General features: G+C 61.5%; 23 protein-coding genes. 12 read left to right on the top strand and 11 right to left on the bottom strand.

From position 1 onward, the window contains the following. The first annotated feature begins 7 nt into the window (after positions 1-7). From I6L46_RS19585 to I6L46_RS19595, 3 genes are all read left to right on the top strand, one after another. A complete protein-coding gene (locus tag I6L46_RS19585) occupies positions 8-1,534 on the top strand; it encodes a YjjI family glycine radical enzyme (protein WP_216976835.1) in 1,527 nt (508 codons plus the stop codon). 10 nt (positions 1,535-1,544) lie between these two features. After that, positions 1,545-2,432, top strand: a complete 888-nt coding sequence (locus I6L46_RS19590) for a YjjW family glycine radical enzyme activase (protein ID WP_216976837.1) — start codon at positions 1,545-1,547, stop codon at positions 2,430-2,432. Positions 2,433-2,570: 138 nt separating this feature from the next. Beyond that, positions 2,571-2,894: a DUF1820 family protein gene (locus I6L46_RS19595; protein WP_005340296.1), complete on the top strand. Its 324-nt coding sequence runs from the start codon at positions 2,571-2,573 to the stop codon at positions 2,892-2,894. Positions 2,895-2,957: 63 nt separating this feature from the next. Here the strand turns inward: I6L46_RS19595 and I6L46_RS19600 are convergent, their stop codons facing one another. The 3 genes from I6L46_RS19600 to I6L46_RS19610 form a co-directional block, all read right to left on the bottom strand. Continuing rightward, a complete protein-coding gene (locus I6L46_RS19600) occupies positions 2,958-3,890 on the bottom strand; it encodes a LysR family transcriptional regulator (RefSeq protein WP_201953666.1) in 933 nt (310 codons plus the stop codon). Positions 3,891-4,066: 176 nt separating this feature from the next. Continuing rightward, a complete protein-coding gene (locus tag I6L46_RS19605) occupies positions 4,067-5,263 on the bottom strand; it encodes an amino acid aminotransferase (RefSeq protein WP_043820546.1) in 1,197 nt (398 codons plus the stop codon). Between the two features lie 170 nt (positions 5,264-5,433). Beyond that, positions 5,434-5,709 (bottom strand): metal/formaldehyde-sensitive transcriptional repressor, encoded by a 276-nt coding sequence (locus I6L46_RS19610; protein WP_005343089.1) that lies wholly within the window; start codon positions 5,707-5,709, stop codon positions 5,434-5,436. Positions 5,710-5,780: 71 nt separating this feature from the next. Here I6L46_RS19610 and dmeF point away from each other — a divergent pair, with 71 nt between their 5' ends. Beyond that, positions 5,781-6,752: a CDF family Co(II)/Ni(II) efflux transporter DmeF gene (gene dmeF / locus I6L46_RS19615; protein WP_216976838.1), complete on the top strand. Its 972-nt coding sequence runs from the start codon at positions 5,781-5,783 to the stop codon at positions 6,750-6,752. Positions 6,753-6,799: 47 nt separating this feature from the next. Here dmeF and I6L46_RS19620 read toward each other — a convergent pair whose 3' ends face one another. After that, complete coding sequence (locus I6L46_RS19620; RefSeq protein ID WP_005348835.1) at positions 6,800-7,213, bottom strand: hypothetical protein; 414 nt, start codon at positions 7,211-7,213, stop codon at positions 6,800-6,802. A 262-nt stretch (positions 7,214-7,475) separates the two neighbouring features. Here I6L46_RS19620 and pulA point away from each other — a divergent pair, with 262 nt between their 5' ends. Continuing rightward, positions 7,476-11,540: a pullulanase-type alpha-1,6-glucosidase gene (gene pulA, locus I6L46_RS19625; RefSeq protein WP_216976840.1), complete on the top strand. Its 4,065-nt coding sequence runs from the start codon at positions 7,476-7,478 to the stop codon at positions 11,538-11,540. 195 nt (positions 11,541-11,735) lie between these two features. Here pulA and I6L46_RS19630 read toward each other — a convergent pair whose 3' ends face one another. After that, positions 11,736-14,225 (bottom strand): zinc/cadmium/mercury/lead-transporting ATPase, encoded by a 2,490-nt coding sequence (locus I6L46_RS19630; RefSeq protein WP_216976842.1) that lies wholly within the window; start codon positions 14,223-14,225, stop codon positions 11,736-11,738. Positions 14,226-14,409: 184 nt separating this feature from the next. On the opposite strand from I6L46_RS19630, the gene tpx reads away from it, so the two are divergent. Continuing rightward, positions 14,410-14,910 (top strand): thiol peroxidase, encoded by a 501-nt coding sequence (gene tpx / locus I6L46_RS19635; protein WP_216976844.1) that lies wholly within the window; start codon positions 14,410-14,412, stop codon positions 14,908-14,910. Positions 14,911-14,968: 58 nt separating this feature from the next. Here the strand turns inward: tpx and I6L46_RS19640 are convergent, their stop codons facing one another. Continuing rightward, positions 14,969-15,796 carry a transporter substrate-binding domain-containing protein gene (locus I6L46_RS19640; RefSeq protein ID WP_136502304.1) on the bottom strand — a complete coding sequence of 276 codons (828 nt, stop codon included), beginning with the start codon at positions 15,794-15,796 and terminating at the stop codon, positions 14,969-14,971. Between the two features lie 144 nt (positions 15,797-15,940). On the opposite strand from I6L46_RS19640, the gene I6L46_RS19645 reads away from it, so the two are divergent. After that, positions 15,941-17,161 carry a DEAD/DEAH box helicase gene (locus I6L46_RS19645; RefSeq protein WP_216976846.1) on the top strand — a complete coding sequence of 407 codons (1,221 nt, stop codon included), beginning with the start codon at positions 15,941-15,943 and terminating at the stop codon, positions 17,159-17,161. A gap of 2 nt (positions 17,162-17,163) precedes the next feature. Here I6L46_RS19645 and I6L46_RS19650 read toward each other — a convergent pair whose 3' ends face one another. From I6L46_RS19650 to I6L46_RS19660, 3 genes are all read right to left on the bottom strand, one after another. Beyond that, complete coding sequence (locus I6L46_RS19650) at positions 17,164-17,949, bottom strand: hypothetical protein (protein ID WP_216976848.1); 786 nt, start codon at positions 17,947-17,949, stop codon at positions 17,164-17,166. After that, positions 17,946-19,262, bottom strand: a complete 1,317-nt coding sequence (locus tag I6L46_RS19655; protein WP_216976850.1) for a sphingomyelin phosphodiesterase — start codon at positions 19,260-19,262, stop codon at positions 17,946-17,948. Before I6L46_RS19655 ends, I6L46_RS19650 begins: the two co-directional genes overlap by 4 nt. 203 nt (positions 19,263-19,465) lie before the next feature. Next, positions 19,466-20,296 carry a CPBP family intramembrane glutamic endopeptidase gene (locus I6L46_RS19660; RefSeq protein WP_204382215.1) on the bottom strand — a complete coding sequence of 277 codons (831 nt, stop codon included), beginning with the start codon at positions 20,294-20,296 and terminating at the stop codon, positions 19,466-19,468. Positions 20,297-20,416: 120 nt separating this feature from the next. Here I6L46_RS19660 and I6L46_RS19665 point away from each other — a divergent pair, with 120 nt between their 5' ends. Next, positions 20,417-21,154, top strand: coding sequence for an ABC transporter substrate-binding protein (locus tag I6L46_RS19665; protein ID WP_202002978.1), 738 nt, complete (start codon positions 20,417-20,419; stop codon positions 21,152-21,154). A gap of 68 nt (positions 21,155-21,222) precedes the next feature. Here I6L46_RS19665 and I6L46_RS19670 read toward each other — a convergent pair whose 3' ends face one another. Beyond that, positions 21,223-21,519 carry a hypothetical protein gene (locus I6L46_RS19670; protein WP_201994757.1) on the bottom strand — a complete coding sequence of 99 codons (297 nt, stop codon included), beginning with the start codon at positions 21,517-21,519 and terminating at the stop codon, positions 21,223-21,225. 66 nt (positions 21,520-21,585) lie between these two features. Continuing rightward, complete coding sequence (locus I6L46_RS19675; protein WP_026034971.1) at positions 21,586-21,960, bottom strand: YacL family protein; 375 nt, start codon at positions 21,958-21,960, stop codon at positions 21,586-21,588. A 209-nt stretch (positions 21,961-22,169) separates the two neighbouring features. On the opposite strand from I6L46_RS19675, the gene I6L46_RS19680 reads away from it, so the two are divergent. The 4 genes from I6L46_RS19680 (at position 22,170) to I6L46_RS19695 (ending at position 26,605) form a co-directional block, all read left to right on the top strand. Further along, positions 22,170-23,285: a sugar diacid recognition domain-containing protein gene (locus I6L46_RS19680; RefSeq protein WP_216976853.1), complete on the top strand. Its 1,116-nt coding sequence runs from the start codon at positions 22,170-22,172 to the stop codon at positions 23,283-23,285. 118 nt (positions 23,286-23,403) lie between these two features. Next, the gene (locus I6L46_RS19685) at positions 23,404-24,666 is read left to right on the top strand and encodes a GntP family permease (protein ID WP_005340326.1); all 1,263 of its coding nucleotides are present in this window, start codon (positions 23,404-23,406) and stop codon (positions 24,664-24,666) included. A gap of 9 nt (positions 24,667-24,675) precedes the next feature. Next, entirely contained in the window at positions 24,676-25,809 is a 1,134-nt protein-coding gene (locus I6L46_RS19690) for a glycerate kinase (RefSeq protein ID WP_216976855.1), read from the top strand. Between the two features lie 232 nt (positions 25,810-26,041). Beyond that, positions 26,042-26,605 carry an NnrU family protein gene (locus tag I6L46_RS19695; RefSeq protein WP_216976857.1) on the top strand — a complete coding sequence of 188 codons (564 nt, stop codon included), beginning with the start codon at positions 26,042-26,044 and terminating at the stop codon, positions 26,603-26,605. Positions 26,606-26,633: the final 28 nt, after the last annotated feature.

Here is a 26,633-nt window from a genome sequence, read left to right on the forward strand (position 1 = left end):
GTGTCCCATGTCTTTGATCGAAACCTGTCAGCGTATCGTGCGCGATCCCCATCTCTCCGCCGCCCAGAAGAGCCACGCACTGGCGCTGGCCGCCGAGAATGCGTTGCCCTACCCCGACCTGCCTGCCGCAGTCGCCGAGGCGATGGAACAGGGATTTATCTGCGACATGTTCGAAGGGCATGCCCCCTACAAGCCGCGTTATGTGCTGCCGGACTATGAAAAATTCCTGACTCAGGGCTCTGCCTGGCTGGAGCTGGCGGTGCCGCAGGATTTCGACGAGGCGCTCAACGCCCTGCGCATCCTCTATCACCATGTCCCCTCCGTCACCGGCATGCCGGTCTGGCTGGGGCGGCTCGACCATCTGCTGTTGCCGTTTGTCGGCGAACTGGATGACGAGACCCTCTATCGCAAGCTGAAGGGGTTCTGGGTCTATCTGGATCGGGTGCTGCCGGACGCCTTCATGCACGTCAACATCGGGCCGGATGACAACCGCATCTGCCGCCTGATCCTGCGCATCGACAACGAGCTCAAGCAGGTGGCGCCAAACCTCACCTTTTTCCACGATCCGGAGCAGACCCCGGACAGCCTGCTGCTGCAGGCGGTGAAGAACATCGCCGAGTGCAGCAAGCCGCACATTGCCAACTACCCGATCCATCGCGATACCTTTGACCAGCGTGGTTTTGGCATCGTCAGCTGCTACAACGCCCTGCCGCAGGCGGGTGGCGCCAATACCCTGGTGCGCATCTCCCTCAAGCGGGTCGCCGAGCAGTGTCAGGGGATCGACGACTTCCTCGGCTGCCTGCTGCCCCACTACTGCCGCTTGGCCTCTCAGCTGATCGAAGCGCGGGCCGCCTTCCTTCACGATGAGTCCGGTTTCTTCGACAGCTTCCTGGTGAAAGAGGGGCTGCTGGATGAGGATCGCTTTGTCCCCATGTTCGGCATCTACGGCATGGCGGAAGCGGTCAATATCCTGATGGATAAAGAGAATCTGCCGGATCGCTACGGCCATGGCGAGGAGGCGAACCAGCTTGGCTATCGCATCTCGGCCCAGCTCTCCGCCTATGTGACCACGACCCCGCAGACCCATGCTTGGGGTGGCCGTGCGCTGTTGCATTCGCAAGGTGGCCTCAGCATCGATGTGGCTGTTACCCCCGGGGTGCGCATTCCCTACGGGCATGAGCCGGATCCGACCAGCCATGTGCTGGCGCTGGCGCCGCACCACACTTATTACCATTCGGGGATCAGCGAGATCCTGACGCTGGATCCCACCATCCGCCAGAACCCGCAGGCGCTGTTGCAGCTCTGCAAGGGGGCACTTGCCATCGGTATGCGCGAGTTCACCGCCAACGTGGCCGACAGCGATCTGGTGCGGGTGACCGGCTACATGATCCGCAAGAGCGACGTAGCTCGTTTTGCAGAAGAAGGCTCGCGGTTGCAGACCACCTGTCTCGGTGCCGAGGCGAGTGAAGTGACCGCCATTCGTCAGCGGGCTCCGCGAGTGGTCGCCCACGAATCGACCATCGGCGAGTATTGAGTTCGCACCGATGGCTGATGTCTTGCCAACACGCAGCGCCTTGGTAAGTAGGGTGCTGCCGTTTTCCTGTGTCGATGGGCCGGGCAACCGGCTGGTGCTGTTTCTGCAAGGGTGCAACTTTCGTTGCCCCGGCTGCCACAATCCGCACACCATAGGGCTGTGCGACGATTGCGGTGACTGCCTTGCGGTCTGCCCGAGCGGCGCCCTCACCTTGAGCGAAGGCAAGGTACAATGGCAGACGGCGCTCTGCACCGATTGCGACGCCTGTCTGGATGTCTGCCCGCGCAGTGCCAATCCCAAGACTGCCACCATGACGGTGGACGACGTACTGGCCCTGCTGCGCCGCTACGGCCCCTTGCTCAGCGGGATTACCGTCTCCGGTGGTGAGGCGACCACCCAGCTCCCCTTCGTGGTTGCGTTGTTTGCCGCCATCAAGGGCGCACCGGATCTGGCCTATCTCACTTGCCTGCTCGACAGCAACGGTTCGTTGGCCGAAAGCGGCTGGCAGCGGCTATTGCCGGTGCTCGACGGTGCCATGATCGACCTCAAGGGGTGGCGTGACTCGGTGCATCACACCCTGACCGGCTATGGCCGCGAGCGGGTGTTGGCTTCGCTGCAACTGCTGGCACGCCACGGCAAGCTGACCGAACTGCGGCTGCTCCATGTGCCGGGCAAGAGCGATTTTCTGGATGCGAGTGGTGAGCTGGACGAGGATCTTGCCGCCTTCTTGCAGCAGCTTGGGCCTGTGCCCATTCGCCTCAACGGCTTTCGTCATCACGGGGTGCGGGGTGAGGCGGCGCAATGGCCAGAGGCTCACCAAACCGAGCTGGAACAGCTGGCCAGCCGCTTGCGCGCAGCGGGATTGGGGCCGGTCTCACTGCCTGCCTTGATGGGTTGAGTGGCTGCGTCATCCGGTGACCGTCATGGCGTGAGGTGTGGCATGGAAAGGCTGCAACTGTGATTTCTGTCTATTGGAGGGGGCGAGAACGGCGGCTAGAATAATGGCCATCTTCTTACCCCTCAATGACAGATAATCATGAGTGAAAGCAAGGCGTTATATCGGGTTCAGTTTATTTGCCACAGCGAGCGCTACGAAGTGTATGTGCGCGAAGTCAATCAGGGCCAGCTGTTCGGTTTTATCGAGATTGCCGACTTTGTCTGGGACAACCATACGGCGCTTATCGTCGATCCCAGTCACGAGAAGCTCAAGAGCGAATTTGCCGATGTGCGCCAGACTCTTATTCCCATGCATCAGGTGCTGCGCATCGATCAGGTGAAAAAGCAGGGGGCTGCCCGCATCACGGATCTGGGCAGCAACGTCGCCTCCTTCCCCAGCCCCATCTATACCAAACGTCCCTAGTCCCTACTTGCCGTTGATGTTTCGCCGCGGTGAAACATCAATTTCTTCTCGCTGTCATCCGGCTCAGGGCTCAATCAATTCGCGACCCAGTTGCAGGATCCGCTGGCGGAACCAGTGGCGGGCCGAGCCATCACCGGCCGGGCCATACCAGACCAGGCTGTGACTCACCTTGCCGTAATCGAACGGTGCCGGACGCATCACCAGATCCGGCTGACTGGCCATGCAGGCCGCCCAGCCACCGATGGTGGTGAGGATCAGATCGGTTTGGGGCAGCAGGGCCGCCGCGCTGGCAAAATCGGGCAGGGTGGCGCCAATCTGGCGACGCACCTGCTGCTGGGCCAGGCTCTGCTCGAAGAAGGGGTTGGCCAGCTCCTGATCCCGGATGGCGATATGGCGCCAGCTCAGGTAGGCATCGAGATCCCAGGGTTTGGCCAGCGCGGGGTGGTCTTTGCGCAGCAGGCAGACCAGTTTTTCTTCCCGCAGGGTCTCCCACACCAGCCCGGGCTGGCGCGGCAATGGCTGGCTCTGGTCATGGGGCAGGATCACGAAGTCGAGTTTGCCCGCTGCCAGCGCCTCCAGCCCCTGCTCATCCTTGTTCCAGATCTCCGGCACCATGCCCGGCACCTCTTTCATCAGCTGACCCAGAATGGGGCCCACCGGCCAGGTCATCACGCTCTCGCGCAATCCCAGCCGCAATGTGCCCTGCCACTGCTGCGGGTTGAAGGCATTCTGGCGAGTGAGGCCGTTCAGCTCCCCCAACAGCCGGTGCAGGGTGGGCGCCAGTCGCTCGGCCATGGGGGTGAGCAGCAGCTGGTTGCCCTGGCGGTAGAGCAGTTGATCCCCCAGCAGATCCCGCAGCTGGTTGAGGGTCTTGCTGACGGTGGAAGGCGTGGTGCAGAGCCGCTCGGCGGTGCGGGTGACGCTCTGGTTGTCGAGCAACAGGTGCAGGGTGACCAGATGGCGACCTCCCAACCTAGAGAGAGCGATCAGATCCATAGTGGCTCCTGAAGTGGATAAAGATAAGCGGATGAAAAGACAGGCTCTGAATCAGTACGATACAGCGTGACCTGCTGGCATTCTCTCACAGCAGGGGGAGGGTGAGCAGATCCATCAAGAGGTGACCGCGAACGCAACAGACAAAAAAAGCCCCGCCAAAGCGGGGCTGATGCGGATTAGCCCTTGAGCACCGCGGCCATGGCGTCAGCCACATAGTCGACGTTGCGGCTATTGAGGCCCGCCACGCACATGCGACCGGAGCGCACCAGATAGACGGCGAACTCTTCGCGCAGGCGATCTACCTGCTCCGGCGTGAAGCCGGTGTAGCTGAACATGCCGCGCTGGTTGATGAAGTAGCTGAAATCGCGGCCCGGCACCTTGGCGCTCAACACCTCGAACAGCTTCTGGCGCATCGCCTTGATGCGGGTGCGCATCTCGGTCACTTCGTCGACCCACATGGCGTGCAGCTCGGGCTGGCTCATCACAGCCGCGGTGATCTGGCCACCGTGGGTGGGCGGGCTTGAGTAGTTGCGACGCACGGTGGCCTTCATCTGACCCAGTACGCGGCTGGCTTCTTCGGCATCCTGGCAGATGACCGACAGGCCGCCGCACCGCTCGCCGTAGAAGGAGAGGTTCTTGGAAAAGGAGTTGCTGACGAAGAAGCTTACGCCGGCGGCCACCATGGCGCGAATGGCGTAGGCATCCTCTTCCAGCCCGTCGCCGAAGCCCTGATAGGCGATATCCATAAAGGGGATCAGGTTCTTCTCGACCACCAGCGCGATCACCCGATCCCACTGGGCACGGGAGAGATCCACCCCGGTCGGGTTGTGGCAGCAGGGGTGCAGCAGCACGATGCTCTTGGCCGGCAGGGTACTCAGGCAGTCGATCATCGCATCAAACTGCACGCCGCCAGTGGCCGCATCGTAGTAGGGGTAGTCGTGCACCTTGATGCCGGCGCCTTCGAACATCGCCTTGTGGTTATCCCAGGTGGGATTGCTGACCCACACCTCGGAGGTCGGGAAGTAGCGCTTGAGCAGATCGGCGCCGATCTTCAGCGCGCCGGAGCCGCCGATGGTCTGGATGGTGGCGATACGTCCCGCCTTGACCGCTTCATGGTCGGCACCAAACAGCAGGTGTTGCACTGCGGTGCGGTAGTTGGCGGCGCCTTCCATCGGCTGGTAGGGGCGCGGGGCAGGGGCGGCCGCGCGCTGGGCTTCGGCTTGCTGCACCGACGGCAGCAGCGGAATGCGCCCCTGCTCGTCGTAATAGAGGCCGATCCCCAGGTTCACCTTCTGCTCGCGGGTGTCTTTGTGGAAGGTCTCGACTAGCGTCAGGATGGGGTCGCCAGCATAGGCATCGACGTGTTCAAACATGGGGGATCCTTGAAATTGACTGTCCAGTAAAACCGGCGGTCAGCCGGGCTGGACATCATGGCGCAAAGCTGGCGGTGGCTCAAGCCCGAAAGGGACGGGGGCTGGCGGGCAGACGCCACACAGCCGTAAACGGAATGATGCGGGGTCGCCCGCAGCCTCATTCACCGGTCCTACTTCAGATAGGATCGCAATACCCGCACTACTTGATCCAGATCTTCCAGCCGCTCGGCCGGGGTCGCCTCTTCGGCACCCAGATGCTCACGCATGTGCCCTTCCAGCACCTCCAGCATCAGGCCGTTGACGGCACCGCGAATGGCCGCGATCTGCTGCAAAATGGCGGCGCAGTCGCTCTCCTGCTCCAGCGCGTGCTCCAGCGCACCGGCCTGTCCCTTGATGCGACGTACCCGTGCCAGCAGCTTCTTTTTACCGTGAATGGTGTGTGACATGCAGGATCCTCTCGATCAATAAAACTATACTGGGGTATAGTATATTGCATTGTCGTCCTCAGGAGAAATCCATGTCATCCCTTGCCTCATCCCACTGCCACCAACCCGTCGTCCACGAAGGGAATCCGCTGGCCGAACAGAAGACTCGCTGGGCCGTGCTGCTGACCGTCATCATGATGGTGGCGGAGATCGGCGGCGGCTGGTTCTACAACTCCATGGCGCTGCTGGCCGATGGCTGGCACATGAGTTCCCACGCGCTGGCGCTCGGCCTCTCGGTGCTGGCCTACCGCGCCGCCCGCCACTTTGCCCGCGACCACAGATTCAGCTTCGGCACCTGGAAGATCGAGGTGCTGGGTGGCTTCACCAGCGCTCTCCTGCTGGTGGGGGTGGCCGGGCTGATGCTGTTCGAGTCGGTGTTCAGGCTGCTCGATCCCAGCCCGATCCACTATCAACAGGCGATCGCCATCGCGCTGGTGGGGCTGCTGGTGAATCTGGCCTGTGCCTGGCTGCTCAAGGATGATCACGGCCATCATCACCACGGCCATGGGCATGACCACCATCATGGGCATCACGACCACGCTCATCATCATGACCATGACGATCACCACGGCCATCAGGATCTCAACCTGCGTGCCGCCTATATCCACGTGCTGGCGGATGCGGCCACTTCCGTGCTGGCGATTCTGGCGCTGGTGGGGGGCATGCTTTGGGGCGCTGACTGGCTCGACCCGCTGATGGGCATAGTCGGTGCCGGACTGGTCGCGGTATGGGCCTGGGGTCTGTTGCGCGACTCCGGTCGGGTGCTGCTGGATGCCGAGATGGATACCCCGCTGGTGGCGGAGATCCGCGAGGTCATCGCCGAACTGCCGGGAACTGATATTCGTGATCTGCACGTCTGGCGGGTAGGGCAGCAGCAGTATGCCTGCGTGCTCTCTTTGCTGATGGTCAATCCGCTACCGGCGCAGCAGATCCGCGAGCGGCTGGCGATCCATGAAGAGCTGGTGCATGTGACCATCGAGATCGCCAGCGAACAGGATAAATAACGGGGGCCGTTGGCCCCCTTGGTTTCAGTGCCGTTGGCACTCTGATGTCAGTGCGGCTGCCCGGTGATCTCATCCTGGGGCTTGTGTTGCCACACAGCACCGAGCAGCAGCTTGAGCAGCAGTCCGGGCGGGTTGTCCAGCAGCTTGCCCGACTCCAGCAGCAGCTGGCCATCGGCGCGAAACCCGAGGCTGGCATCTATGGTGCCATCCTCCGAGACCACCTGGATCAGGCCATTGAGGGCGGAGCGCTCACCGGGCTGACAGCGCAGCCGCAGTTCGCGGGGTTCCCCCAGCAAGGTGAAGGCGCGGCTCAGCGGGGGCGAGTCTTCATAATCGGGCCAGTTGAAGAAGTGATACTGCTCGGCCAGGGTGCCAGCCTGCTGGCAGAACTGGTCGAATAGCTGCCCGATCGCCTGATACTCCTGATCGAGTCGTCTTGCCTGCTCTTCAATCCGCTTCATTGTTTACTCCTTGTCTATCCACTTGATCAGACATTGCTTTTCTGACCCCGTGACTGCCGTTTTCCAGATATGAGGCCAAATGGCTGCGAGGTCTGTGAGCCGGATCGAAGTTTCAGTCTGAAAACGTTATCTTGTTGAAACTGGATGGTTTTTTTGCCCTTCCGCTCACATTTGAATCGATTGCCGCTGATTAATATGGCACCGCCTGGCAATGACCGGGTGCTCGACTATCGAGACTAACTACAGCGGGAATTATAAAAATATGGATATGAAAAAGACCAAAGTGGCGCTGGTAACAGCCTCACTGCTCGCGCTTTTGTCTGGCTGTAATGACAACAGCTCTGATGCCTCCGGTGTGAACCCCGTCCCCCCTACACCGCCTACACCTGAAGTCATCGATGGGCCTGTCGCCCGTCTGCCCAAGATGGATCCCCCGAAAGAGTTGCTGGTTGCCGGGGAGAATCAGGTGGTCATTGCGCTGGTGGATACCCAGGCGGCAGCCAAGAGTGCCAAGACACCGTTTGACAGCCACAGCCTGCATCTTTGGAATAACGATGCCTGCAATGCAACGGCAGATAGCGGCCTGAACAGCGGGTGGGATGACAAGAGCAAGACACCTGCCACTGCCGACAACTTTGGTCCGGCCTGGGTCGTACCGCTCAGCAAGGTGGAAGGGTGCATCAACTTTATCGCTCGCAATGGCGATCTGGCCAACCTGACCGGCAGCGATATGAAGGTGATCTTCAGTGAGCACCCGGATCGCACCGTGGCCATCGTCGCGGGCAAGAAGGATCTGTTTGGCAGCCGTGCCGAAGCCTTTACCGCGGCCTTCGGCGTGGCGGGGGCCAGTGCCCATCTGATCGATGGCAATACCCTGATCTGGCAAGGGGGCAAGGATAAGCCCCACGTTCGCCTCTATTACACCGACTCGGGCACCATCAAGGCCAATGCCGATGGGGTGTTCGATTTCCCCTATATCAGCCTGACCGCGACCAGTCTGACTGCCGAGCAGCAGGCCAAATATCCGCACCTCAAGGATGCCGCCGCCTTTGCCCTGCCTGCCGGTAAAGATCTCAAGCCCCTGCTCAAGGGGGAACTGGTGGCTATCGGCACCGATGCCGACGGTATCCTGCAAGGAGCTACTCTGGTGCAGAGCGCTGGCGCCCTCGATGCGCTCTATGCTCCCGAGGCGACCAAGCTCAGCTATGGCGCCGTGGTGGAGGGCAACCGGGTGACCTTCCGCCTCTGGGCGCCGACCGCCAAGTCGGTCAAGCTGGCCCTCTACAACGCCAGCCACCAGAAGAGTGGTGAAGTGGCCATGACCTTCGACAGCGCCAGCGGCAGCTGGAGTTACGAAGGGGGCAGCGAGCTGATCGGCCAGTTCTACCGCTACGACATGGAGGTCTACCACCCGCTGAGCCGCAAGGTCGAGCACTACGAGGTGACCGATCCCTACTCCCTGAGTCTGGCGATGAACTCCGAGTTCAGTCAGGTAGTGGATCTCGACGATCCGGCCCTGAAACCGGAAGGGTGGGATAGCCTCAAGGCGCCCCACAGCCAGCAGAACCCCGCCGATATCACCATCTATGAGGCCCATGTTCGCGACCTGACCGGCAACGATGCCTCCACCGATGAAGATAAGCGCGGCAAGTTTGTCGGCCTGACCCAGCCCGACTCTGTACCGGTCAACCATCTGAAAGCGCTGGCAAAAAGCGGCGTCAGCCACCTGCACCTGCTGCCGGTGTTCGATATCGCCACCGTCAATGAGGATCCGGCCAAGGTGGCCAATCTCGGCGATGACTTCAGCAAGCTCTGTCAGGTCAATCCGGATGTGAAAAACTCGAAGTTTGGCGGCTATTGCGGTGGCGGTCAGACCGTGGGAGATGTGCTGGCCGACCTGCAAGGGGGCGACAGCAAGGATAATCCGCAGGTGCAGGAGCTTTCCGGCTATCTGCGCGGCGTCGACTCCTTCAACTGGGGTTATGATCCCTACCACTACACCACGCCGGAAGGCTCCTACGCCACCAACGCCGAGGGCACCAAACGTATTCTGGAGTTCCGAGAGATGGTCAAGGCCATCAAGCAGAACATCGGCATGAACGTGGTGATGGACGTGGTCTACAACCACACCAACGAATCCGGGCTCGGCCCCAAGTCGGTGCTCGACAAGATAGTGCCCTGGTACTATCAGCGCCTCAATCCGGAGACCGGCTCGGTGGAGAACTCCACCTGTTGCTCCAACACGGCGCCGGAGCACGCCATGTTCGCCAAGCTGATGGATGACTCTCTGGTCACCTGGGCGCGCGACTACAAGATCGACGCCTTCCGCTTCGACCTGATGGGCCACCATCCGAAAGATCAGATGGTGCAGGCGCTGGCCGCGGTGAAGAAGGTCAATCCCGAGATGTACTTCTACGGCGAGGGGTGGAACTTCGGCGAAGTGCAGGATGACAAGCGCTTCGTGCAGGCTACCCAGAAGCATCTGGGCGGTACCGGTATCGGCTCCTTCTCGGATCGCTTGCGCGATGCGGTGCGCGGCGGCAGTCCGTTCGACGGCGGCGATACCATTCGCAAGACCCAGGGTTTTGGCAACGGTGCCTTCGTCGATCCTAACGAAATGAGCAAGGTGGATCTGGCGACGGCCTTGCACCAGTCCGATCTGGTGCGGCTCGGCATGGCGGGCAACCTCAAGGAGTTCGTGCTGACCGACAAGGATGGCATGCCGAAGAAAGGCGCCGAGATCGACTACAACGGTCAGCCTGCCGGTTATGCCCAGGATCCGGTGGAAGTGCAGAACTATGTCGACAAGCACGACAACCAGACCCTGTTCGACAACCTGATCTACAAGGCGCCTGCCGGAGCCGATCTGGTGCGGATGCAGGGGGTATCGCTGGCGACAGCCATGCTGGGTCAGGGCATTCCCTTCACCCACGCCGGTGTCGAGCTGCTGCGTTCCAAATCCATGGAGCGGGACAGCTACGACTCGGGCGACTGGTACAATAAGGTCGACTACACCCTGGGCGACAACAACTTCGACAAGGGGTTGCCGCGCAAGGACAAGGATGGCGACAACTATCCGCTGATCGAGCAGGTGCTCGGCAAGCATGCCAAGCCGGGCTCGGCCGAGATGGCGCAGATGGTGAGCTTCTATCAGGAGCTGGCGGAGCTGCGCAACTCTTCCCGTCTGTTGCGTCTGGGCAGTGGCGCCGAGGTGATCAAGCGGGTTGATTTTCGCAATACCGGCCCGGATCAGGTGCCCGGCCTTATCGTCATGACGGTGGATGATGGCGTCAGTGCCGGGACGGATCTGGATCCGGCCATCGACGGTCTGGTGGTGATGATCAACGCCAGCAACCAGAGCCAGAGCATCGGCGACTTCCGTGACGGCAACGATCAGCCGATCGATCTGAGCGGTATGGTGCTAAGCAGCAAGCATCGCGCAGTCGACAGCATCGCTAGCGGCGCCGCCTATGATAACGGCCAGCTGACGCTGGGGGCTTGGTCTGCCGCCGTGTTCGTCAAGCCGCAGTCTGGTGCACAGGGCGCGGGCCTGCCGGTCAGCAAGAAGACCGACCTGAGCACCCTGCCACCGTTTGGCAACACCGCCGTTTATCTGAAGGGCTTCTTGGACCCCAGTTTTGGCGACAAGAATCCGCTGACATTTACCAGTAACTTCATGTACGAGTTCAGCGCAGAAGTGACGGCGGAGCAGCTTGGTAACACCGAATTGAAGGTGGCGGACTCTGGCTGGAGCATTAACTACGGCAGCTGCAACGCTGGTGACAAGCTGGTGGTCGGCACTCCGCTGACCCTTTGCAAGGGGGGAGAAACCGGCAATATCGGTGTCGATCTGGCCAAGGCGGGCAGCTACAAGTTCGTGTTTACCGCCATGAACAAGGACAAACCGACCCTGAGCGTCAGCTTCACCGAGCCGGTGCAGAGCTGCAAGGTACTGGACACGGTGGCGGGCAATCCGCTCGGCTACAACCTGTTCGTCAAGGGTGAGCTCTCCGGCTGGGCCGCTCAGCCCCAGTACCAGTTGAGCTACAAGGGAATGGACGGCGATCTCGCCATCTATCAGGCAGCCTTCAACTACACAGGCAGCACCGAGTTCAAGGTCGCCAACGAGGACTGGAGCAAAGAGTACCTGCTCAACGGTGGCGGCGCGGTGAACGCTGAAACCGGCTATTCGTTCGCCTTCTCCAAGGGTGGCAGTGCCAATAACAGCATCACCCTGCCGCAGGGGCTGTGGAGTGTGCTGGTGAAGGTTGACCCGGCTGGCGTCAAGGCGGGTACTGCCGTCATTCAGGAGTGCAGCGTCAAGTAAGCAAGCCATTGAGTCCGGGGGATGGCTCGGCGCCCCCGGGTTGAATTCCACCTCGCCAAGGGTGGGATAACTCCGAGAGAGTAAGCAAAGCGCGACTGCCGACCGGCAGGCGCGCTTTTTCTTTTACGGGGAGCCGTGAGAAAAATGAGAGGAAAATGAAAAGCCGTCCCGGTTGGGGGACGGCTTTTGGCTGGCTTAACGCTTGCGCAGCAGCCGCAAGGCGTTGGCGGTCACCAGCGCGGTGGCGCCGGTATCGGCCAGCACCGCAATCCACAGGCCGGTGATGCCGAGCAGGCTGGTGACCAGAAAGATGGCCTTCAGTCCCAGTGCCAGCGCGATATTCTGGTGAATATTGGCCAGTGCCGCCCGCGACAGCCGGATCATCGCGGCAATACCGCCGAGCTGGTTGTGGGTCAGCGCCGCATCGGCGGTCTCCAGCGCCACATCGGTGCCGCCGCCCATGGCGATGCCGATACTGGCCCGCTTCATGGCAGGGGAATCGTTGATGCCATCACCGATCATCGCGACTTTCTGCGAGCTGGCGAGTTTGGCAATCTCATCGACCTTTCCCTCCGGCAACAGGCCGGCGCGCCAGCCCATGCCCAGCTCGGCGGCGATCGCCTCGGCGGCGTTGGGGTTGTCACCGGTCAACATGATGCTTTTGAGCCCGAGCTGATGGAGTTCTTGTAGTGCGGCCGCCGCTTCGGGCCGGATCTGATCCCGCAGCGCCAGCAGGGCAACCGGCAACGCCTGAGCATCGCTGCTCTGGCAGAGCACCACAACGGTCTTGCCCTGCTGCTCCAGCGAAGCAATCCGGGTTTGCTGTTCCATATTCAGGGCTGCCACCCGGCTCGGTGCCAGCAGTTGCCACAGTTCACCGTTGATGCGTCCCTCAACCCCCATGCCCGGCAGAGCGCGCAGGTCGCGGGCCTCCGCCAGCGAGAGTCCCTGTTTGGTCGCGTTGGCGACCACGGCGCGGGCCAGCGGGTGGTGGGAGCCCTGCTCGATGGCAGCCGCCAGCGCCAGCAGTTCGGTTTCCGGCTGGCCATTGAGGCTGACCAGCTCGGTCAGCTGCGGCTTGCCCAGCGTCAGGGTGCCAGTCTTGTCAAAGGCGACGGTGTCGATATGGGCCAGTCGCTCCAGCGCAGCACCCCCCTTGATCAGGGCCCCCTGACGGGTGGCGGCGGCCAGCGCCGAGGTAACCGCTGCCGGGGTGGAGATAACCAGCGCGCAGGGACAGCCGATCAGCAGCAGAGCCAGTCCGCGATAGATCCACTCGTCCCAGCTCTGGCCGAAGGCAAGGGTCGGCACCAGCACCACCAGCAGGGCGACCAGCATCATGGCCGGGGTATACCAGCGGCTGAAGCGGTCGATAAAGCGCTCGATGGGGGCGCGCTGGCTTTCGGCCTCCTCGATGAGGTGCAGAATGCGGTCGATGGCGTTGTTGCCGGGCTCGGAGACGACTTCAAGACGCAGCACCCGATCCGCCGCCAGACTGCCGGCCGGCACCTTGTCACCCTGGCGACGCTCCACCGGAATGGATTCACCGGTCAGGGCGCTCTCGTCAAACGCACCGAATTCATCGAGCAGGCGGGCGTCGGCAGGCAAGCGGGTACCCGGAGCGATTTCGATAATGTCGCCGGGACGCAGCTCATCGGCAGCGACCTCTTCCCGCACCTCGCCCTCGGCAGTGGTACGGATGCGCAGCGCCTTGTCAGGCACCAGCGCCATCAGGGCGGTCACTCCGGCCCGGGCACGTCCGGCGGCGTAGGCCTCCAGATGCTCGCCTAACATGAACAGCAGCAACACCATGGCCGCTTCGGCGGTTTCGCCTAGGAACAGGGCCCCCACGGCGGCGACCGTCATCAGGGTCTCGATGGCGAAAGGAGAGCCGCTTTTGGTCAGTGCCCACGCCTTGCGGGAGATGGGCCACAGCCCCCAGAGGGTCGCCAGGGTAAAGAGCGGCTGACCAAACTCGCTCGGCAGCAGGGCGGCAACCAGCATCAGACCCGCCAGTGACAGGGGTTGCCAATATTTGCCCAAAAAGTTACCGAATAGATTGCCTTGCAGGGGCTGTTGTGAAGCTTGCTTACGGCCAGCTGCCTGCTTGTCAGCACTTTCCCCCTTGAGCTGGAAACCGGCGGCCAGCACGGCGGCGGTGACGGGATCGGGGGAGAGGCCGGGGGCCAGATCCACCACCAGCTTCTCGGTGGCAAACAACACGCGCGCCTGCTGCACGCCGCTCACCCGGCTGACGGCGGTCTCGATCTTGCGGGCGCAGCTGGGGCAATCCATCCCCAATACCTGCCAGCTGTGGCGGCTGTTGCCTTGCACCGGCGCAACCAGCGGGTCGGCAGGGGGCATATCGTGCTCATGCTCATGCTCATGCTCATGCTCATGCTCATGCTCATGCTCATGCTCATGCTTATGATCGTGAGCTGGCGATAAGGGGGCGCTGCAGCACGCTTGAGCGTGACAGCTTCCTCGGGGAGGCTCTTCATCCCCGGGGGATTCATTGCCGTCACGGGATGTGTGCTCATGAGGCGTCTGGGTTGAACAGCAACTGACGGGCGTGGTGTTGTCGCAGCAGTGGCTATCGTGGTGATGTTCACTCTGGCCGGGGGCCGCCTTGCTGACGGCCTTGATGGGGGCTGCGTGCTGATGATTGCAGCAGGATTTGCTCATGATGAGTCCCTCTTGATGGATCCCGCCCCTGCGAGATCCCTGATTACTGAGAAGGAGTCTAAACCTTGGTGTTAAGTCCAAGGTCAACCCCTTTATATCCCTTGTCTTCGCGGGTGTTTGTCTGGTCCCGCCGCCCCTATACTGATCACCCGGATTTTTACTACACCAATAAAGGACATAACACATGAGCAACTCAGTCACTCTGCAAGGCAACCCGGTTTCCGTCGCTGGTCACTTCCCGGTCGCCGGTGAGCAAGCCAAGCCCTTCTCCCTGGTGGCCAAGGATCTCTCCGACGTGACCCTGGCAAGCTTTGCCGGTCAGCGCAAAATCCTGAACATCTTCCCGAGCGTCGATACCCCGACCTGCGCGACCTCTGTGCGCAAGTTCAACGAGCAGGCCAGCGCGCTGGATAACACAGTTGTACTGTGCATCTCCGCCGATCTGCCGTTCGCCCAGTCCCGCTTCTGCGGCGCCGAAGGTCTGGACAAGGTAGTGACCCTCTCCACCCTGCGCGGTGCGGCCTTCATGGAAGATTACGGTGTTGCCTTCTCTTCCGGCCCGCTGGTAGGGCTGACCGCTCGCGCCATCGTGGTGCTGGATGCTGACAACAAGGTGCTGCACAGCGAGCTGGTCGCCGAAGTGGCCGACGAGCCGAACTACGCTGCGGCGCTGGCCGTGCTGTAAGGCTGCAAGCCATAAAAAATCCCGCTTCGGCGGGATTTTTTATGCGGGAATTGTCCGTTCAGGGCGTAGCTGGCGGGGTGGTCGCCGGTTCAGCCTTGGCGGTTGGGGAGGGTTGCCACTCCACATAGGGGCGGTGGATCTTCTCGTAGATCTCGGCCAGTTTGCCGGTGGCAGCCAGCTGATCAATGGCTTGGCGGAGAAATTCGTCCATCTCATCACCAGCAGCCCCTTTCTGGATGATGAAGACATCCTCGAAATCCCCGAAAAATTCTCGCCTGATATTGGTCAGCCCCAGCTGCTTGAGCATCAGGTCAGCCTCCTCTTGCGCCCAGACAAAGGCGTCGATACGGCCGCGTGAGAGCTTGCGCAGTGACTGCTCGATACTCATCGAGCGCTGCACCGGGAAGGGCATATAGTCGGGAACCGCCTCGATCAGCAGATCCCGTTTGGTGGGCACTATGCCGTAGGCCATATCCGTGGTGACTGGATAACTGGTATTGCTGTAGATGACATGGGCAACCTTGCCAAAACTGCGGGTACTGAAACGATAAGCCAGCATATCGATATCCTTGAGGTTGCGGATGGCGGGCAGCCCCAGGTCAGCCTTGCCGGAGATCACCCCAGCCATGGCACGGGCGATGGGGTAGATGGTGATCTTGATGGTCACATCGGGGTAGAGATCATCGATGGCGTGTACCAGATCGACAAAGGGGCCTGTCTTGTCGGCATTGATCAGCCCCGGCAGCTCGCCAAGGTGGGCATTGAGGATGCGCACCGGTTTAGGCTGCTCGGGGGCGGCGTCGTTCTCCGGCGTCTGCGACAGGCCGAGGGTGGCGCTGCCGAGCAGGGTGACCACGAGCAGCAGAAGGGGGATGTGTCTGGTCATGGCGGGTCTCTCTTGGTGATGGGTCAGCTAAAGTGTAGTCAGCCCGTCGCCAGCGCCCCTCGGCCAGGCCATCATGGATATGGTTTTACTTCTCGGCCCCCGCTCACTAGACTTCGCCTCCCACTTCTTTGTTGACGTAGCGCCATGACCTTTAGCGAACTTGCCCTCCATCCCGCTCTGCTTGCCTCTTTGCCCGCCACCTTGCAGACGCCGACCCGCATCCAGCAGCTTGCCATTCCGGCGGCGCTGGCGGGGCAGGATCTGCTGGCGCTGGCCCAGACCGGCAGCGGCAAGACTCTGGCGTTTGGCTTGCCGCTGCTGCAACGGCTCGATGCCGCCTCCAGCCAGGTGCAGGGTCTGGTGCTGGTGCCGACCCGCGAGCTGGCGATTCAGGTCACTATTGCGCTTAAAGAGGGTGCCGAGGCGCTGGGGCTGCGTATCGTGACGTTGTGTGGGGGCGTTGCGCAGGAGCGGCAACAGACCGAACTGGCGCAGGGGCCACAGCTGCTGGTCGCCACGCCGGGGCGGTTGCGGGATCTGCTGACCCAACAGTTGCTGGGGCTGGATGGTTTGCAACTACTGGTGCTGGATGAGGCGGACCGCCTGCTGGAGATGGGCTTTGCTCCCGACATCAAGGCGCTGCTCGGCTTTATTCCGGCGGATCGCCAGACCCTGCTCTTCTCCGCCACCTTGCCTGCCGAGCTGGAGACGCTGGCCAACGGCTTGCTGCGCGAGCCAACCCGTATCGAGGCCAACCCCCTCAACAGCGTGGTGAACGAGATCGAAGAGCGGCTCTATCTGGTCAACAAGAGCAGCAAGGTCCCGGCGCTCATCAGCTTGCTCAAGGAGCTGGCGTGGCCGCAGGTGCTGGTCTTTATCAGTGCGCGGGATGATGCCGATGGGGTTGCCAGAAAGCTGGCCAAGGCGGGCATTACGGTGGCTGCCCTCCATGGCGAAAAAGAGCAGGCGGTACGCGAGCAGGCGCTCGGCGATTTCAAAGAGGGCAAAATTCGGGTGCTGGTGGCCACCGACCTGATGGCGCGCGGTATCCATGTGGAGGCGCTGCCGGTGGTGATCAATCTGGACTTGCCCGCCAGCGCCCCTGTCTACGTACACCGCATCGGTCGTACCGCTCGGGCTGGCCGCGAGGGGCTGGCCATCTCGCTGGTTTGTCATGGCGAGAGTGACATGCTGCAAGCCATTCGCACCCTGACCGGCCGCGAGCTGCCGTTGGGCGATCTGGCTGGATTCCCGGTTACCGACCAGCCTGCCAGCGGGGAGGGCAAGCGCCCCCCGCGTGACAAGCAGGCCAATCGCCGTACTCAGGCCAAGCGCAGCGTCAAGCAGTTCAAGGGCAAGCGCTGACCTCAGGGTTTGCCTTGCTCCCGCGCGAAGAAGTCACGACGCCACTGGCTCAACACCTCCTCTTTGTGCTGTTGCCACAGCGCAGGATCCATCTGCTGTTGGTTGATCGCCAGTTGCTGCTCCAGCTCGGCCAGCTCTCGCTGGTAGCGGCTGCGTTGATCGAGCTGCTGCTGGCGCGCCTCGGCAAACGCCAGCGTGGCTTCAGCCTTCTCTGCGGGGAGGAAGTGGCGGGCCAGGGTGGCCAGATCCTCATCTCCCCAAAGCTGACGAGCTTGCTGCAGGCGGGCATCCGGGTTGAACAGATCCACCGCCAGATCCGGGTGATCTGCTGCCCACCTATCCTGCAAGCGGCTGAGAGCATCCAGTCGCTCGGCCAGCGGTAACTGCTCGTTTTCTTGCGCCAACTGATCCAGCGCCAGGGCATAGCGCCCCTGTAACCGGATCAGACTCTCCCCCTCGCTCAGCCACCCGGCCTCTGTTGCTTCCAGATTGCTCACACGCTGCGCCAGCGGCAACTCGCTGTCGCTGATCTCGCTGGCAAGCTGGTTGATCAGTTCATCCGGCATCGCCTGCCAGCTGCTGGGCACTTCTTTGCTTTTGCCATCCATCCCCTCAGCTTTTGGTATGCGGGGAGGCGGGCTCCCCGGTTCTGCTGGCAACTGCACATCGGCCGGAGAAGGCGTCGTCGACCGTTCTGGCGATATTGGGGGCTGCTCTTCCTGCCAGCCCAGATTCACCAGCAAAAGGGTCAGGATAGCCAGCGCCAGTATCCCGTAACGGCTAGTCATCGGCTGATCTCTCCCTTGACCGGGAAGTGGTCTGAGAGGTTGCTGGCGGGCCAGAGGCTGCCATCGCTGCTGCGCGGGAGCCAGACCGTGTTGAGGTTGTGGCTGGCGCTGCCGTACTCCCGACTCACTACCAGATAGTCCAGATACTCGACGTTGGCGCCACCGGAGAGCGGGCCACCGGCATAGGGGTTGATCCTGGGGTCGAAGGTGGCTTCGGTATAGCCGCCATAGGCGGGTTCATGGGCGTTCAGATTGGCCAGCATGTTGGCGTAGTCATCGGCAAACTTGCGTTTGTTGACGTTGAAGTCACCGCCGTAGATGACGGTGTCGCTGGCGGGGATCTTGAGGCTGGCTGCCAGAGAGCGGATCTGACCGAACTGGATCTGGCGCAACTTGCGCGCCTCGTCGGTGTCGAAGCTGGCGGTGTGGGTGGCGAACAGGTGCCACGCCTTGCCCCCCTTGATCACCTCGGCGTACATCACCCCCTTGTCGGCGAAGCAGTCAGTGCCGGTGCATTGGGGATATACCAGCTGGGCCTCCCGCACTATGGGATAGCGGCTGACGATCACCACGCCGCCGTCATGAATGTTGACCCCGGGCTTGTCGAGTACCTTGGTCTGGTAGGGGTACTCTTTCGCCAGCGCCTGCAAAAAGCCCTCGCGGCGGCCATCGAATACCTCTTGCAGCAGCAGGGCGTCATAGCCCTTGAGATAATCAGGCAGCAAGGTCAACCGCTCGCCGATGCTGGAGGCGATCACAGGCAGCGCCCAGACGTTGTAGCTGGCCACCTTGAGCCTATTTTCTGCCGGTTCCGGTTGCTCCCGTTTTTGGGGGGGCGTGATCATATAGTGCAGATCGTCGTAGCGGCCGGTGAACTTGGCGGCAAAGGCCAGCTCTTGTGGCCCCGCAACGCGATGGATCTCCCTATCGTTTTGCCAGCCGGATGCGCTGGTCGGCGTCTCGCCACCGTGCTGCAAGGTGGTGTTCCACCAGGTTCCCTCCATCAGCTGGTTGAGCCGATAGACGTCGCCACCCGCTGTGGTCACGCGGGTTTCGAACAGATAGCTCTTGCCCGCCTTTACCCCCTCATAGCGATTGAAGCTGAGTACCATGGCGCTCTCCCATGGGCCCAGCTCGGTGCGGTGCTGGCTCCACTGACTGCCGGGTTGCAGCTGGCCGCTGCCGCTTTGACGGATGTCGATCTGGAGCGGTTCAGGACTGTTGTTGGTGAGATAGACATCGGTATCGGCCAGTGCCAGTTGCGGGAACTGGCTGACCAGCAGCAGGGCGGCATAACTGAGGGTTTTCTGCATCACAGGATCCTTTTGGTTGCAGGGCAATGGAAAGTGACTGTTATGGCGAATGCAGAGGTCAGTGTGTTTACATTTTGGTTACAAGTAAATGAATTGGTTTTGTTTGGAGCTTTGTGGAGCTGTAAAGCGAGCGAGGCAGCACGCTTAAAGAGAGAGGGAAGAGCGAGGGAAGGCGCCCGTGTCGGGCGCCTTCACTTCAGGAGTTAGCGGTGGGCCAGCGGGTAGGTGAAGAGGGCCAGATGGGCGAAGTTGAAGGCGAAGTGGATCAGGATGGCCACGGAGAGTCGCCCGCTGAGCTGGAATGCCAGGCCGTAGCAGCAGCCTGCCAGGGTCGCAAACAGCGCCAGCAGTGGGCCACCGGGCAGGTGAATAGCTCCGAACAGTAGCGCAGCCACGACGATGCCAATCCAGGGGCGGTAACGCTCGGTCAGCCCCTGCTGGATCGCGCCGCGAAACAGCGCCTCTTCCGCCACACAGGTGAACAGCAGATTGTTGAGTGCAAACAGCCACCACCAGTGGGGCAGACCCACTTCCGGTTTCAGTGCCCCCAGTTGCCAGGCGATGACCAGCAGGGCACCCAGCGGCAGCAGTAACAGGGCCAGCGGGCGCCAGCGGATGGCGCCCCCCTTGCCCAGCAGCATCGGGCAGGCCAGCAGCAAGCCAAAGAGCAGCAGCGGTTTGTCGAGGTTCAGATACATGTTGAACGGCACGCTGGCGGGGCCTGCCAGCGCCTGACCCAGCACCTTGAGATTGTTGAAGCCGGGGATCAGGTGCAGGGTCAGCGCAATCGCCCAGAGGATCAGCACCACTCGGGCCACCATCGCCCAGCGGGCGGGGAGGGTTGGCGTACGCCATGCCAGCAGTAATCCTGCGACCGAGACCAGCAGGGCGGGTAGTGTCATTCGGTCAAGCCACAGTGCCAGCAGCAGGGAGAGTCCCAGCAGGGCCAAGGCGGGAAGACGCTGGCGGAAGAGGGCAAGCAGCACGGCCAGTGCCAGCGCGCCCCAGATAAATGAGTCGGGAAGGGGTAACATTGGATCTCCTTGATCGAGGCAGGCGGCAACCTTAACAAGTGGGCGTCAGCAGGACAACCGCGCAGGAGGTGGTCGGATCCCTTCTCTATACTCATCAACAGGGTAAAGGGAGAGCAGCTGATGAAGCACTGTCTGTGGTTGTTGTGTTGTTGGTGTGTCTGGCTGCAGGCCGCACCCTTGCTGCTGGTGACCGGTGAGTTCACCCCCTATACCGGCAAGGCGTTGCCCGGTGGAGGCGAGAGCACCCGGTTGGTGACCACTCTGCTCAAAGAGGCCGGTTACCGAGAGATCCAGGTTGATTATCTGCCCTGGCCGCGGGGCTATCACTTGACCCGTAATGGCCTGGTGGCCGCCACCTTCCCCTACGCCTGGACTGCCGAGCGCGCCAGTGTATTTTACTACAGCGCACCCCTGCATATTGACCGCCTCTCCTGGTTCACCTATCGCGGCAGCGAGGCGATCGAGGCGGGTCGCTGGCAAGGGTTGCGAGTCTGCATTCCGCTGGGGTGGAGCACCAGCCATGCCGACGGGGTGATCAAGCGTTTCGGGCTGGATCTGCAGCGCCCCAAGACCCTGGCACAGTGTCTGCAACTGCTGGATCGCAAACGGATCGATCTGCTGCCGATGAACGAGACGGTGACCCGGGATGCCAGCCGTCAGCTGTTTGGCGACCCCTGCCATCTGCAGGCATTGCCCCACTTTCGTCAGAGCGACACTTTTTACCTGATCATTTCACGGCAGTATCCGGAGGCCGCCAACCTGCTTGAGCGCTTCAATCATGCCCTAGCTGCCGCCCGTGCCGATGGTCGCTATGACCAACTGGTCTCCCGAGCCGGAAAGGGGATCGATTGCCGTTGAGAGTACCTGGGCGGAAAACAAAAAGCCGGAGCAGTGGCTCCGGCTTTCTTTTATGCCTTCAGGGGCGATTAGCGGCCTGATTCTGCGATCACGCGGGCGATGATATCGGCGCGCTTGCTGGCTTCCAGTTCGCCCAGAGCGATCAGGCCAGCCTTGAAGATGACGTTCTTCGGCAGGCTGACGTCGTCCAGTGTGGCGATCGCTTCAACGTGCATGCCGTTCAGGCGGCTGGCATCGCGCGGGCTCAGGTTGACCTGAGTGTTCATCACCTGCTTGCCTTTCTTCTTGGCAGGTGCAGCCGCTTTCTTGGTGGATTCCTGTTCTTCTTCTTCCGGCAGTTCGTCATCAAAATCGTAAATAGACATAGTCAATCCTGTTGAGTTAGGCAAAAGGGCACGTTTGCCCGACATAGTAATCCGACATTGGGTCAATCAGCCCATATCCTCGTTACGGATAAAGGCGCGCCAGGAGGTGAGCACCTGGGCAAAATCTTCCAGCCCGCACATGGCCAGCTGTTCATCATCGTAGTAGGCGAGATCGTCAAGATCCTCACCCAGCTCGATATTGAGGGCGTTGGCTTTCACCTCCGCCTCTTCATGGGTCAGCAGCAGGGAGTAGTCACCGCCGTTGAGCCGGTATTCGACTCGGGTGCGGTTGGAGAGCTGATCAATGATGGAGAAGAGCTCGTCGAGCTTCTCCTCATCCTTGCCAACCTCGTCGATCAGCCACTGACCGATGGCTTCATGGCCCATGGAGAACCGGGCGCGATAGCCACCAAACGGGTCGCGGCGAAATTCATAATCCATAGCACAGTCCAGATCGGAGGGATGGGCCAGCACGGGCAAGCGGGTGCAAGCACGCAATTCCTGCTCCATGGCGGGGCACACATCGGGTAAAGTGGCCTATTCTAGCGATCCCCCTCTCGCTTGTCTTGATGATGTGGCATCTTTGCGCCCATGTGCTCTGAATCGCCCCATGGTGGCGCCGCCAGATCAGCCCCTTGTCCGGAGATGTTATGCAGCTAAACGATAACCTTGCCCGCCAGATCGTCGCACGGGCGATGAAGATCCTCTCCTTTTCGGTCAACGTGATGGACGAACACGGCCTCATCATTGCGTCCGGCAATCCGGAACGGATCCATCAGCGCCACGAAGGGGCCGTGCTGGCGCTCACCGAAAACCGGGTGGTGGAGATAAGCGAAGCGACAGCCTTGCAGCTCAAAGGGGTGCGACCCGGCATCAATTTACCCATCTCCTATCAGGGGGAGCTGATCGGAGTGATCGGCATCTCCGGCGATCCGGACATCGTTCGTGCTTACGCCGAGCTGGTGCGAATGACCGCAGAACTGATCCTGGAGCAGGCGGCGCTTACCGAGCAGTTGCAGTGGGACAAGCGCCACAAGGAGGAGCTGGTGTTGCAGCTCATTCGGGGCGAGGGACGAGTCGATCAATTGCAGCAGGCGGCCCGTTTTCTCGGGCTGGAGTTGGCCCAGCCTCGGGTGGTGGCCGTGCTGGTGCTGGAGGAAGCGGATCCGGCGCGTCTGCGGGAGCTGGTTCATCAGCTGGAAAATCCGGAGCGGGACAATCTGGTCGCCATCAACGGGCTCGACGAGATAGTGGTGCTCAAACCGGCACAATTGAGTGATGGCGTCTGGCAATCGGCGCAGGAGCGCAGCCGGATCAAGCAGTTGCTGGCGCGCATTCCCCACTTCAAGTTGCATATCGCGGTGGGCGATTACTTCGCCGGGATCGACGGGCTGGCGCGCTCTTACCAGACGGCGCGGGATACATTGCGCCGTGGCATGCGGCAGGCGCCGCGCAAACAGGTCTACTTCTTTGAGGACTACCGTTTGCCGGTGCTGCTGGGCAGTCTGGCGGACTCCTGGCAAGCGGATCAGCTGCGCACACCGCTGCAGAAACTGGCCCGGGAAGATGGCAAAGGGGCGCTGCAGAAGACCCTGCGCCACTATTTCTTGCAGGATTGTGATCTGCATCGCTGTGCCGAAGCGCTGTTCATTCACCCCAATACCCTGCGCTATCGGCTGGGGCGAATAGAGCAGATAACCGGGTTGAATTTCAACAAGTTAGACGACAAATTTTTGCTCTATCTCGGCCTTAATCTCGACTTGTGATTGTAATTTTAGACAAAAAACCACTTTTACATGACGTTATTTTTGGCTATTCAGCCAAAGCATTCTGATTGCAGATCTCCATAATGGCGGCCATTCACTCCCATTGAAGGTGTCCGTCATGATCCCGGTTACTGCCCTTGGCGCCATCGCGGCGCTCTCCATCGCCATCATCCTCATTTTGAAAAAGGTGCCGCCCGCTTACGGCATGATCGTGGGAGCTTTGGCCGGTGGCCTGATTGGCGGTGCCGATCTGACCCAGACCGTCGCCCTGATGATCGGCGGTGCCCAGGGGATCACCACTGCGGTGATGCGGATCCTGGCGGCCGGTGTGCTGGCGGGCGTACTGATCGAATCGGGCGCGGCCACTACCATCGCCGAGACCATCGTCAAGAAACTTGGTGAAACCCGCGCCCTGCTGGCACTGGCGCTGGCGACTCTGATCCTGACTGCAGTCGGCGTATTCGTGGATGTGGCCGTTATCACGGTCGCCCCCATCGCGCTGGCCATCGCCCGCCGTGCCGACCTCTCCAAGGCGGCCATTCTGCTGGCGATGATCGGCGGCGGCAAGGCGGGCAACGTGATGTCCCCCAATCCCAACGCCATTGCCGCGGCTGACGCCTTCCATCTGCCCCTCACTTCGGTGATGGCGGCGGGCATCATCCCGGGTCTGTTCGGTCTGGTGATGGCCTACTGGTTGGCCAAGCGTCTTAACAACAAGGGCAGCAAGGTTGCTGCTGATGAAGTGGTGAGCTTTGCCGGTGCCAAGTTGCCGGGCTTTGCCGCCGCCATCAGCGCGCCGCTGGTCGCCATCCTGCTGCTGGCTCTGCGGCCGGTCGCCGGTATCGTGGTGGATCCGCTGATTGCACTGCCCCTCGGTGGTCTGGTTGGTGCCCTGATGATGGGTAAATTCAGCAAGGTGAACCAGTTTGCGGTCTCCGGCCTCGCCCGCATGGCGCCGGTTGCCATCATGCTGCTGGGTACCGGTACCCTGGCGGGCATCATCGCCAACTCCGGCCTGAAAGATGTGCTGATCAGCGGCCTGACCGCCTCCGGTCTGCCTTCTTACCTGCTGGCGCCCATCTCCGGTGCCCTGATGTCGCTGGCAACCGCCTCGACCACCGCCGGTACCGTGGTGGCCTCCAACGTATTCAGCTCCACCCTGATTGAACTTGGCATCAGCAGTCTGGCCGGAGCGGCCATGATCCATGCCGGTGCCACCGTGTTTGACCACATGCCCCACGGCTCCTTCTTCCATGCCACCGGTGGCAGCGTCCACATGGGGGTGGGTGAGCGCCTGAAACTTATCCCATACGAAACCGCAGTCGGTCTGACCATTGCCACTGTCTCCACCCTGATGTTTGGCGTGTTTGGCCTCGCCTAAGGAATTGATATGAAAATTGTTATTGCCCCCGATTCATTCAAGGAGAGTCTGAGCGCCATGGCGGTGGCTGATGCCATCGAGGCCGGTTTCAAGCAGGTGCTGCCGAACGCCACTTACGTCAAATTGCCGATGGCCGATGGCGGTGAAGGTACGGTGCAATCGCTGGTTGATGCCACCGGTGGCCGCATCCTGCCGGTCGAAGTGACCGCGCCCCTTGGCAACAAGGTACAGGGTTTTGTCGGTCTGCTGGGTGATGGCGAGCGTGCCGTCATCGAGATGGCCGCCGCTTCCGGCATCCATCTGGTCGCTCCCGAGCAGCGCAATCCGCTGCTCACCTCCAGCTTCGGCACCGGCGAGCTGATCCTGGCTGCGCTGGAGATGGGGGTGAAGCACCTCATCCTCGGTATCGGCGGCAGCGCCACCAATGACGGCGGTGCCGGCATGATCCAGGCGCTCGGCGGCAAGTTGCTCAAAGCGGATGGTGCGCCTATTGCTCTGGGTGGCGCAGGTCTCAGTGAGCTCGCGACCATCGATCTGAGCAGTCTGGATCCGCGTCTGGATGAGCTGGTTATCGAGGTGGCGTGTGATGTGAACAACCCGCTCTGTGGCCCGAAAGGCGCCTCTGCGGTGTTTGGCCCGCAAAAGGGGGCGACCCCCGAGATGGTGGCACAGCTCGATGCTAACCTCTCCCGTTATGCCGATTGCATTGAGCAGGCCCTTGGCAAGCAGGTGAAGGATATTCCGGGGGCGGGTGCCGCCGGTGGCATGGGTGCCGCGCTGGTCGGTCTGCTTGGTGCCGAGCTCAAGCCCGGAATCCAGATCGTCATCGAAGCCCTGAAACTGGCCGATGAAGTGGCCGATGCGGATCTGGTCATCACCGGCGAAGGGCGCATCGACAGCCAGACCATCCATGGCAAGACGCCAATCGGTGTCGCACGCTGCGCCAAGCAGTTCGGCAAGCCGGTGATCGGTATCTCCGGTTGCCTGACCGACGATTGCGGTGTGGTACATGATCACGGGCTGGATGCGGTGTTCGCCGTGGTCAACCGCGCCATGTCCCTGCCGGAAGCGCTGGAAAGCGCCAGCACCAACATTCAGCTCACTGCGCGCAACGTAGCGGCGCTCTATCAGCTCAAGGGCTGATCCGGTTCGGCCGATGCGCGCCATCGGCCACTCAATATCCCCGTTTGGGGCATCTCCCATCTCGCGAGATGTCTGACTGCCCTGGCACTTATTTGCCGATCCATCGTGATCGGCTCTTTTCTTTCTGCTCCTTTGTCTTGCCACACTTTTGCTTCCATGGGTCAGCGCGGTTTTGATAGGCGCACATCTCCCTTTACGGCATAGTGGTCGTACCAAGTACAAGGAGAGACTCATGTTCCTGCTGACCCTGGGGGTTGCGCTGTTTACCCTGATCCATCTCTACCCCTGTTTTGCGGTGGCCCATCGGGCGCGGCTGCGCGAGCGGCTGGGGGAGAATCGCTACAAGGGGCTCTTCTCCCTGTTGTTGTTTGTCGCCATCGCCTGCATCATCGCCGGTTGGCGCTCGGCCAGCTCGCTGCCGCTCTATTTCCTGCCGGAGTGGGGGCCGATGACCATGACGGTGATGATGCCCTTTGCGCTGATCCTCTTCTTCTCCGGCCAGGGGCCCAACCATCTGCGGCGCTGGCTGGTGCATCCCCAACTGCTCGGTACCCTGCTCTGGGCGGTGGCTCATCTGCTGGTCAACAGCGAGGCGCGCTCTCTGGTGTTGTTTGGCGGCATCGGGCTCTGGGCGCTGGTGAGCATGGTCTGGATTTCGGTGCGGGACTGGCAGCGATATCCCCGTCCGGCGGCCAACTGGACGGGCACCGGCATCAGCGTCGGGGCGGGCCTGGCTGCCACCGCGCTGCTGGTGTTCTGGGGCCACGGCTGGCTGACCGGCATTCCATTGCATTGAGAGTGAACTGCGGCTCTGGTAACCGCGT

Source organism: Aeromonas sp. FDAARGOS 1416, assembly GCF_019048085.1.
GTDB lineage: Bacteria > Pseudomonadota > Gammaproteobacteria > Enterobacterales > Aeromonadaceae > Aeromonas > Aeromonas veronii.